Genomic DNA, 6,681 nt, shown 5'->3' with positions numbered 1-6,681 from the left:
GGGCGGGATCTTCTCGGGCCCCGAGGAGCCGGTCGTCGAGGTCAGCGTCGAGGTGACACGCCTGGCTTGAGCCGGCTCAGAGCGCGGACTCTGCCGAGAGCCCGTTGATCACCTTCGCCAGCGCGATGTCCCGGCTGGTCACCCCGCCGGCGTCGTGGCTGGAGAGCCGGATCTCGACGTACGGGTAGCGCAGGTCGATGTCGGGGTGGTGGTTGGCCTCCTCGGCCTTCGCCCCGATCGCGTTGACCAGCGCCAGACCGGTGACGAAGTCACCGGTCTCCACACGGACGACGATGCTGTCGGCCTCACCGCTGGTGTCGAACGTCCAGCCTGCCAGGTCCTCCTGGGCGACCTGCTCGGCGTTGAGGGTCGTGGTGTCAGGTTCCATACCCCCACCCTGCCACCGCCGAGGCCGCCGCGTCACGCGGGTCACCGCCGACCTCACTCCTGGCGCTGCGCGAGCCGGTTGCGTACGCGGTAGACGGCTGCGTGATGGTCGTAGTCGTCGCTCATCACGGCCGCCAGGCGCAGCGGGCCGAGCGCGTCCTCGAGACGGTCCTGGCGCTCCAGGACGCGGCCCAGCGAGTGCTGGCTCCAGGCGTCGCTGGGGTCGCGATCGACGAGCCAGCGCAGCTCGGCCTCGGCCTTGGCGAGCTGGGCCCGCAGCATGTAGGCCCACGCCCGCATGCTCCGCAGCCCGATGTTGTCGGGGTCATCGGCCAGCGCCGGCTCCAGGATCTCCAGCGCCTCCACCGGGAAACGCCGCGAGAGCAGGTCGTGGGCCGTCCGGTAGGCCACCTCGTGGGCGCTCTGGCCCGGGAAGACCACAGCCGGGGCTACGTACTCGAAGTCCTCGTTCTCCATCATCACACCCTCCGAACGCGATACCCCTCCACCGTATTCCATCCAGGCCCGCGATGGGAGCACCATGGTGAGGGATAGGAGGTGAACGCGCATGCACGCATCAGTAGGTGACCACCTCGTCGTCATGGGCCAGCACGTCGGCGACCACATGCGAGAAGCCGAGATCATCGAGGTCAGCCACCCCGACGGCAGCCCGCCCTACCTCGTACGCTGGAGCGACAGCGACCACGAGTCGCTCGTCTTCCCCGGTCCGGATGCCCACATCGAGCCCGCCTCACACTAGACTTTTGTGCGGACGGGCTGGCCGGGCGATCGCGTCGTAGAGATACGTCGAGGAAAGTCCGGGCTCCACAGGACAGGGTGGTGGCTAACGGCCACCCGGGGTGACCCGCGGGACAGTGCCACAGAGAACAGACCGCCGCTACCCTCCAGGTAGCGGTAAGGGTGAAACGGTGGGGTAAGAGCCCACCAGTCCTCGTGGTGACACGAGGAGCTAGGTAAACCCCACCCGGAGCAAGACCAGACAGCGTACGACGGTGCTAGTTCACTGGGAGGGCGGTCCGCCCGAGTGCGCGGGTAGGTTGCTAGAGGCCATCGGCAACGATGGTCCGAGATGGATGGTCGCCGACTACAGAACCCGGCTTACAGGCCAGCCCGTCCGCTTTCCTGGCTTTGACCAGCGTCAGTCCATCTCCGAGCGCCGTTTGTAGAACAGCCCGGACGGTCTCGGCCGCGTTCCGGGCTCACTCGCGGCGACAGGGACTCTGACAGATAGGCCTCATCAAGATCCGGGCGGCGCCCAGGCGTGACACCGGGCCCCGCAACACTCATGCCGGGTCGCGCCGAGCCTGAGCAGAGCCGCGTCCGATGGTTCCGCACCAGCTCTCGGTCAGCACCGTGAGGACCTCGTCACGATCGACTCCCCAGTGTCCCGGCGTCCAGTGCCGCGCTACGTGGTCGAGCTCCGTGAAAGCGATGACACCGCGCAGGCGTCGGGTCGCCGGAGCGAAACGACCGGCACGGTTGAGCCCTTCGGTGATGTCACCGACCACCTCGTCGGTCCACTCGTCGAGCAGCGCCTGGATCTCGGGGTCGACCGCGGCCGCCTGGAACGCGGTGACGGTGTAGGGACGAATGGCGTCCCAGTGGGCGGAGACACCCTCGAGCCACCCGCGAATCCGCTTTTCGCCGCCATCGGCGACCACGTCGACCAACTCACGTGCCGTGCTCCCATGATCCTCGGACGGGACCCGGCCGAGCTCGACGTTGAGTCGCTCTCTGATGAGCGCCTTCATCAGCTCCACCTTCGAGGGGAAGTGAGCGTAGAAGGTGGCGCGGGTGGCACCCGCGGTCGAGGCGATGTCGTCGACAGTCGTCGACGCGTACCCCTTCTCGCCGAAGAGGTTGAGGCCGGTGTCGAGGAGGAGCTCATGGGTCATCCGCTTCTGGGCTGCGCGCAGGTTGGCCATGGCGCGACTCTAGTGCGATCAGCCACGGCTCACGGAGCCGCCACGATCAGAAGACAGTGAGACGTGTGACTTGACACACCGTCTAGTGAGATGTCAGATTGCCTGGGTCCGGTCGTGATGCCGATCACACTCGGAGACGGCTCGAGCCCCCAGGAGTCCCCTCATGTCCACAGCAGTGGCGCCGGTGAAGGCGTCCCGATACACCGCGACCGTGGTCGCGGGCTGCTTCGCAGTTCTCCTCGCCCAGGTCGCCTACTCGTTGCCCGGCGCCCTCAACGGCACCTTCCAGACGGAGTTCTCCGCCAGCGGCACCGATCTGACCTGGATCAGTGCTGCCTTCGCGATCCCGATGGTCGTCTTCGAGCTGACGACCGGCGTGATCGGCGACCTCTTCGGCCGCAAGCGTCTGCTGCAGGTCGGCGCGCTCCTCACCGCCGCCGGCGGAGTGGTGACGTACGCCGCCGGCAGCGTCGAGGTTCTGTGGGCAGGTCAGATCGTGGCTGGTCTCGGTGCCGCCGTCCTCTACCCGATCTCCCTCGCGATGATCGCCGCGCTGGCACCGAGCGCGGAGCAGCGCGCGAAGTCGATCGCGCTGTGGGCCGGATTCCTCTCCATCGGTGCGGCCATCGCGCCGATGCTGGGTGGTGCCCTCGCCTCCGCAGGCAACTGGCGTGCGGCGTACCTCATCGTCGTCGCGGCCGCCGCGGTCTCCATCCTGGTCACGTTCGCCGCCACCGACTCCTCCGCACCGGAGGGACGCAAGCTCGACATCCCCGGCCAGGTCACCCTCGCGGTCGGCCTGATCGCACTGCTCTTCGCGGCCACCCACGGCTCGGAAGTCGGGTTCGGCCAGCCGATGATCATCGGTGCGGCCGGCCTCGGCGTGATCCTGCTCGCCGCGTTCGTCCGGATCGAGCTGCACACCGAGGTGCCGCTCGTCCAGCTCGGTCTGTTCTCCAACCGTGCCTACGCGGTGGTCGCGATGGCGACCGTGATCGGCATGTTCGCGTTCCTCGGGATCTGCTTCTCGATGTCGATCTGGCTCGGCGCGATCCAGCACCAGGAAGCCGTACGCATCGGCATCCTGTTCCTCTTCATCCAGGGACCGGCCTTCGTGCTGGTGCCGGTGGTCTCGCGCCTGATCAGCAACGTCTCGCCACGGTGGGTGCTCAGCATCGGATTCGCATCGATGGCGGTGGCCGGCATCTGGTGCTCCACCTTCGACGTGAACGACATGACCTGGACCCGGTTCATTGCGCCGATGCTGGCGCTGGGTATCGGGTTCGCGATGACAGTCGGCTCCATCACGGCCGTCGCGATCAACACCGTCCCGCTGCGTCTGGCCGGGATGGCCTCGGCGACCACCAACCTGCTGCGTGATCTGGGCTTCGCGCTCGGGCCGGTGCTCGTCGGAGCAGTCGCGACCGCGTCGGCCAACGCCCGCCTGGTCGCCGACCTGGAGGGCGTGGTCGGCAAGCTCGTCGGCTCAGGCACGCTCGATGAGACGCACGCGGACGCGGCGGTCGGGATCGGCCACGGGGGTGGTGCGATGGCGCTCAACTCGATGCCGGTCATCCCCGGAGGCGAGCCGGTGCCGATGCCGGCCGAGATCGCCAACCTGGCCATGGAGTCCCTGGGGGCGGCGTACAACCTTGCCTTCCTGGTCTGCGGCGTCTGCGCCGCCGTTGCCGCGGTCCTCACGCTGGTGGGGCTTGTCGGCGCCCAGGCACCGGCCGAGCTCGATCCCGCCGAAGTGCCGGCGACGGCCTGATCCTTCGGCTCCGACCCCCGACCTGTCCATCACGACCACCTGGAAAGCCATGAGCACACCACCGAATTCCGACGTCGACCTCTTCGACGATGAGATCCTGATCGACCCCTACCCGACCTACGCGGCCCTGCGCGATCTCGGCCCGGTCGTCCACCTGCCGCTCAACGATGTCTACGTGCTGACCCGCTACGACGCGATCCGGAGAGCGCTCGGTGACCCAGCCGCGTTCTCCTCGGCCGGCGCGATCGGGTTCAACCCGGCGGTCAACGAGGCGCTCGCCGGAACCTCGCTTGCCTCTGACCCGCCGGACCACACCCGCCTGCGCGCGGCGCTGACCGAGAACCTCTCACCGCGGGCCTTGCGCGGCCTGAAGCTCCAGATCGAGGAGAAGGCCGACGCGCTGGTTGCCGACCTGGTCGGGCGCGGCTCCTTCGACGCGATCGACCAGATCGCACGGGCCCTCCCGCTCGAGGTCGTCGCCGACCTGATCGGCTTCACCGGCGACGTACGTATCAACATGCTGCGCTGGGGTCAGGCCGCGATGCAGGTGATCGGGCCGATGAACCAGCGCACCGCGGAGAGCTTCCCGATCGCCGGTGAGCTGTACGCCTGGTGCTCGAGTGTCACCGCCGGCGATCTGCAGCCGGGCTCGGTCGGACGAGGCGTCTTCGACGCCGAGGCCCGCGGCGACATCCCGCCGGGCACGGCCGGCCACATCATCCACCAGTATCTCGGGGCCGGCGTCGACACGACCGTCGCCGCGCTCGGCAACGCCATCGCCCTGCTGGGCCGGCACCCGGAACAGCTCGCCGCGATCCGTGCCGACCGTAGGCTGGTCCCGGCCGCGTTCAACGAGGTGCTGCGCTTCTGGGCACCGGTGCATGTGTGGGGCCGGCGCGCTACCCGTGAGGTCGAGATCGACGGTTTCCTCGTTCCGGCGGGCGCGCACGTCGGGGTTCTCTTCGGTGCGGGCAACCGCGACCCGCGGCACTTCGAGGAGCCCGACGTCTTCCGCGTCGAACGCAACCCGGTCGACCACCTCTCCTTCGGGTACGGACCGCACGGCTGTGCTGGGCAGGGCCTCGCCCGGCTCGAGGTGCATGCCGTCATCGAGGCGCTCGCACGCCGCGTCGCACGGCTCGACCTCGGCGGCGAGGTGCGGGTCGCCAGCAACATCACCCGGAGCATCGAGGAGCTCCCCGTCACGAAGGTCGTCTCCGCATGAAGATCCTGCTCGACCGCCCGCGCTGCGAGGGCCATGGCCTGTGCGAGGAGGCCGCTCCCGACCTCATGCACCTCGATGAGGACGGTGAGCTCGTCATCGACGTCGACGAGGTCGGTGAGGCCGACGCACGGGCCGCCAGCGCTGCGGCCCGGGTCTGCCCGGTAGCCGCGCTCCGCATCGGATGAGCGCGTCGACGGAACGAGTCGTCGTCGTGGGCCACGGCATCGCCGGGCTCACCAGCGCCGATGCGCTGCGCGAGGCAGGGTTCGACGGCGACCTCATCATCATCGGGGACGAGCCCGCCTACAGCAGGCCGGCGCTCTCCAAGGCGCTCCTCGCCGATGCCGCCGACCAAGCGAGCACGGCGCACGAGCTGCCGCCCAGCGACCACGGCGCCGAGGAGATCCTCGGCACCCGCGCATCCGGACTCGATCAGGCACGCAAGGTCGTCGTCCTGTCGGACGGCAACGAGGTGGCGTACGACAAGGTCGTGATCGCAACGGGCTCCCGCGCACAGAGGCTCGGCGGGCCTGAGGAGATGACACTGCGCTCCCTCGCCGACGCACAGGCTCTGCGCGAGCGCGTCATCACCGCCCCGAGCATCGTTGTCGTCGGTGGCGGTCCACTCGGTATGGAGATCGCCTCCGGCGCGCTCGCCCGGGGGTGCCGGGTGAGCGTCGTCTCCCAAGGACCGCCGCTCGCCGCGCAGCTCGGCGCCCACCTGTCTCGAGTCTTCACCACCGCCGCCCGCGAGCGCGGCGCGAACGTCGTCGAGACGGCCGGCGCCTCCATCGTCGGCCGCGGCCGGGTCATGTGCGCCGAAGGGACCGAGGTGAGCGCCGACCTGGTCCTCACCGCCGTCGGAGACGTACCCAACACGGAGTGGTTGGCCGGATCGGGCATCCTGCCCTCCGGCCGTGGCCCGGTCCACGTCGACGAGCGCTGCCTGGTCACGCCCGACGTCGCGGCCGTCGGCGACCTCGCCGCCGTGCCCGTCTTCGGCGGCCACCGGCGTACGCCCTTGTGGAACAGTGCCATCGAGCAGGCCAAGGTCGCAGCGACCGCGCTGCTGCACGGCCAGGACGCCCCGGTGCTCGAGCCGAGGCCGTACTTCTGGACCGAGGCGTTCGGGCTGAGCCTCAAGGCCGTAGGCCCGATGCCGGCCTCCGGCCGACCCGAGTACGTCGACGGTGGTCCAGGCGGGCCGGCGCTGATGCGCTGGCGCCATGCCGACGGACCGGCCACCGTGGTCGCGCTCGACTACCGCATCCCGATCCCCAGGATGCGGCGCCTGGCGGTCGCCGCCGGCTGAACGCGCGACACCAGAAACAGCACCGGGGCCGGTCCATGAC

The 6,681-nt window shown here is 69.4% G+C and carries 8 protein-coding genes and 1 other RNA gene; 6 read left to right on the top strand and 3 right to left on the bottom strand.

Translation table 11 applies throughout. The annotated features are described in order from the left end of the window. Positions 1-76: 76 nt before the first annotated feature. Both ACFU7D_RS27910 and ACFU7D_RS27905 read right to left on the bottom strand, forming a co-directional pair. Positions 77-388 (bottom strand): 4a-hydroxytetrahydrobiopterin dehydratase, encoded by a 312-nt coding sequence (locus tag ACFU7D_RS27910; RefSeq protein ID WP_378873445.1) that lies wholly within the window; start codon positions 386-388, stop codon positions 77-79. A 53-nt stretch (positions 389-441) separates the two neighbouring features. After that, positions 442-867 (bottom strand): tetratricopeptide repeat protein, encoded by a 426-nt coding sequence (locus ACFU7D_RS27905; protein WP_378873443.1) that lies wholly within the window; start codon positions 865-867, stop codon positions 442-444. Between the two features lie 88 nt (positions 868-955). On the opposite strand from ACFU7D_RS27905, the gene ACFU7D_RS27900 reads away from it, so the two are divergent. Together ACFU7D_RS27900 and rnpB are read left to right on the top strand one after the other, a co-directional pair. Next, the gene (locus ACFU7D_RS27900; protein WP_045551181.1) at positions 956-1,147 is read left to right on the top strand and encodes a DUF1918 domain-containing protein; all 192 of its coding nucleotides are present in this window, start codon (positions 956-958) and stop codon (positions 1,145-1,147) included. 13 nt (positions 1,148-1,160) lie between these two features. Further along, an RNA gene (rnpB, locus tag ACFU7D_RS27895) (RNase P RNA component class A) lies at positions 1,161-1,525 on the top strand. A gap of 166 nt (positions 1,526-1,691) precedes the next feature. On the opposite strand, the gene ACFU7D_RS27890 is transcribed toward rnpB, so the two are convergent. Beyond that, a complete protein-coding gene (locus tag ACFU7D_RS27890) occupies positions 1,692-2,333 on the bottom strand; it encodes a TetR/AcrR family transcriptional regulator (RefSeq protein ID WP_378873441.1) in 642 nt (213 codons plus the stop codon). 163 nt (positions 2,334-2,496) lie between these two features. On the opposite strand from ACFU7D_RS27890, the gene ACFU7D_RS27885 reads away from it, so the two are divergent. From ACFU7D_RS27885 to ACFU7D_RS27870, 4 genes are read left to right on the top strand one after another with little or no spacing between them, the layout of a single operon-like run. Next, positions 2,497-4,104: an MFS transporter gene (locus ACFU7D_RS27885; RefSeq protein WP_378873439.1), complete on the top strand. Its 1,608-nt coding sequence runs from the start codon at positions 2,497-2,499 to the stop codon at positions 4,102-4,104. Between the two features lie 49 nt (positions 4,105-4,153). Beyond that, entirely contained in the window at positions 4,154-5,329 is a 1,176-nt protein-coding gene (locus ACFU7D_RS27880) for a cytochrome P450 (RefSeq protein WP_378873437.1), read from the top strand. Further along, on the top strand, positions 5,326-5,514 hold the full coding sequence (locus ACFU7D_RS27875) for a ferredoxin (RefSeq protein WP_378873435.1): 189 nt from the start codon (positions 5,326-5,328) through the stop codon (positions 5,512-5,514). The genes ACFU7D_RS27880 and ACFU7D_RS27875 overlap by 4 nt, the downstream gene beginning before the upstream one ends. Beyond that, positions 5,511-6,641: an NAD(P)/FAD-dependent oxidoreductase gene (locus ACFU7D_RS27870; RefSeq protein WP_378873433.1), complete on the top strand. Its 1,131-nt coding sequence runs from the start codon at positions 5,511-5,513 to the stop codon at positions 6,639-6,641. Before ACFU7D_RS27875 ends, ACFU7D_RS27870 begins: the two co-directional genes overlap by 4 nt. The last annotated feature ends 40 nt before the right edge of the window (positions 6,642-6,681 follow it).

The sequence above is a fragment of the Nocardioides sp. NPDC057577 genome (genome assembly GCF_042801335.1).
Taxonomy (GTDB): domain Bacteria; phylum Actinomycetota; class Actinomycetes; order Propionibacteriales; family Nocardioidaceae; genus Nocardioides.
The sequence above is the reverse complement of the archived record's forward strand: the minus strand, read 5'-3'. Positions and strand labels throughout refer to the sequence as shown.